The organism is Robbsia andropogonis, assembly GCF_000970345.1.
In the GTDB taxonomy this organism is placed as follows: domain Bacteria; phylum Pseudomonadota; class Gammaproteobacteria; order Burkholderiales; family Burkholderiaceae; genus Robbsia; species Robbsia andropogonis.
On sequence record NZ_LAQU01000126.1, the window covers coordinates 1 to 2,524 of the forward strand.

Sequence of the window (2,524 nt, forward strand, 5' to 3'; positions counted from 1 at the left end):
GTCAGTCACAACGGACCATTGGATATTAATCTGACCTGCTCTGGCTCGGCCACGGACCGCTTGACGGCCTACAAGGTAGCGACAATCGTAGCACCCGCGTCGCCGACAGCTTACACCGGGCCTCTTCAATACGAGGCCGAATATTTCGATTTTAAAAATATCGGCGGTCTCGTAAGCAATGGAGTTGGGGGTGCACTGCGCAACTATCAGGGGCTCGGATACTTGAATTTTGGGGGCAGCGATTCGGCGAGCATAAGAGATACGGTGACCGTCCCGTCCGGAGGCGCCTACACATTGATGACGCGATATGTTGATGCCGACGCAAGCGTCAACAACATTGATCTGTATGTCAACGGCATCAAGGTAGCAACGCCACTATTCGCCCAGACAACGACAAATAGTGATTGGGCTACAGATCAACAGGCAATAAATCTCAATGCAGGGAAAAATATTATCGAATTCCGATCGAACGGAACGAGGTCATCCAACCTATACTTCGACAATATTGTGATATCAAAATAGGTGTAAGCGGTGGTTCTGGTACAAATAGGTAAGAGTGTTGAGAATGTTCTTATATGTAGGATATCTTATCAAGAAGACAGAACAGCACTCCATACGGCAGGCGAAGCGGCATGATTGAGACCGAGTTTGTTCAGATCGAACTGGCCCTCGCGGATGCGATGCATCAATTCGATGCCTGAGATCGTTACCACGGTATTTCTGAACCGTTTGAAGCCAAGCATTACGTTCGTTCTGGACTTGATGTTTCGATGGTCCTGCTCAATCACATTGTTCAGGTACCTCGAGGACCGGATCTTCGTGTCCTCGGGCAACACGCCATCTGCCTTGATCTCACGGACCGCGCGGTGTGACGCGGCATATCCATCGAGCGTGATCGAGGGGCGGCCGGGATTCGTGAAATTTTCGCCAAAAACACCTTAACCCAATGATTTCAAATGGAAAGCTCTGATTTTTATCAGTTTGGCGCCGTTGGTTTGTTGGTGGCCTATCGTTTGTGGGCTCCGAACGCCCGATCAAACTGACGAGCCCTCTGCACTTCGTCGCTGTGCAGATAGGTCGATGTCGTCGAGATTGACGCATGGCGCAGATTGTCGCGCACCATGGTTAACTCGGCGCCCCGCGCCAGCGCGTGCGACGCGTGCGTGTGACGCATCCAGTGGGGGCTCGCGCGGCGCAACTTTTCAGCCGTCGCGGGCCGTTCGTCCTGAATCGCGTCGGCCACCACCACGAAGAACCGGCGCAACACGCGCCAGAGCCGCCGCGGCTCGATGCCGGAGCCATCCTCCTCACGACTGGCGACGAGCGGTGTTACCGGATTCCAGCGTGCCGGCGTGATCGGCAGTCCACGCTGCACGAGATACTGATCCAAGGCGGCTCTTGCAAGCGCCGGTAGCGTCACCTTGCCCAGCTTGCCGCCCTTGCCAAGCACGTGCAACCAGTGACCGCCATGCTCGTCGCGACGCATGTCGCCGAGCGTCGCGCCGACCAGCTCGCTCGCAGGCCGGTCGCATAGCCAAAGTCGAGCAGGAACCGTAGGCGCTGGGCAGCAGGCACGCTCCAGCCGTATGACCACTCGAGGCCGTCGGCGAGCGTGCGGATCAGCAGCCACTCGCCTTCGGAGAAGCCGCGGGACACGTCCAGTCCCGCACGTTGCGCGTGGCTCTTGATCTTGACGCCGGCGAACGGATTTGAGAGCACGTAGCGCTGCTCGACCAGCCAGCGAAACAATGCCGACAGGACGTTCAGGGCGTGGCAATGTCAAATTGACGGGTGAGGCGGATAGAATGTGGAGATGACAACGACCCGATCCCCGTACCACGGCTACCGCTTTCCGGCGGCCATCATCAGCTGCGCGGTACGCTGGTATCACCGCTTCACCCTGAGCCTGCGCGACATCGAGGAGTTGCTACTCGAGCGTGGCGTGAGCGTGACATATGAATCGGTGCGTAACTGGTGCGACCGGTTCGGCGCGCAGTTTGCGCATTGCGCGAAAGCCGTGCGCCGCAGGCCGGGCTCAACGTGGCACCTCGATGAGCTGTTCGTGAAGCTGCGCGGTGAGCCTTATGTGTTGTGGCGCGCCGTGGATGAGCACGGCATGGAACTCGACGTGCTGTTGCAGAAGAAGCGCGACAAGGCCGCCGCGAAACGTTTCTTCAGGCAGATCCTGCGCTCAAATCCGGCACCCCGGAAGATCGTCACCGACCAGCTAAGCAGCTATCCGGCCGCGAAAGCGGAGCTGCCGGAACTGGCCGGAGTGAAGCATGTGTTCGTGAAGGCTTGTGCGCGGGTCAATAACCGGGCAGAAAACAGTCACCAACCGACGCGCCGGCGTGAGCGCCAGATGCAGGGTTTTCGCGATCCGCAGCGCACCCAGGCTTTCCTTTCCCGCTTCGGTCCGATCCGGCAACACTTCGCGTTGCCGTGTCATCTCATGAGTTCGGCCGGCCACCGCACCCAGCTGAAGGAGCGGATCGACAGCTGGTATCGATGGAGCGCGGCCGCT

Annotated in this window: 2 protein-coding genes and 2 pseudogenes; 2 read left to right on the top strand and 2 right to left on the bottom strand. The window is 58.4% G+C overall.

Features of this window, described 5'->3' with window-relative positions; genetic code table 11:
- On the top strand, nt 1-522 hold a 522-nt coding region (locus WM40_RS26375), incomplete at its 5' end, for a CBM35 domain-containing protein (protein ID WP_046154538.1).
- Nucleotides 523-590: 68 nt separating this feature from the next.
- Here WM40_RS26375 and WM40_RS29295 read toward each other — a convergent pair.
- Nucleotides 591-899: pseudogene (locus WM40_RS29295) on the bottom strand (DDE-type integrase/transposase/recombinase); the annotation flags it as partial.
- Between the two features lie 107 nt (nt 900-1,006).
- Nucleotides 1,007-1,773 (bottom strand): annotated as a pseudogene (locus WM40_RS26385) (tyrosine-type recombinase/integrase); the annotation flags it as partial.
- Nucleotides 1,774-1,813: 40 nt separating this feature from the next.
- On the opposite strand from WM40_RS26385, the gene WM40_RS26390 reads away from it, so the two are divergent.
- Nucleotides 1,814-2,524, top strand: a 711-nt coding sequence (locus tag WM40_RS26390; protein ID WP_046154540.1) for an IS6 family transposase, incomplete at its 3' end; no start/stop codon positions are given.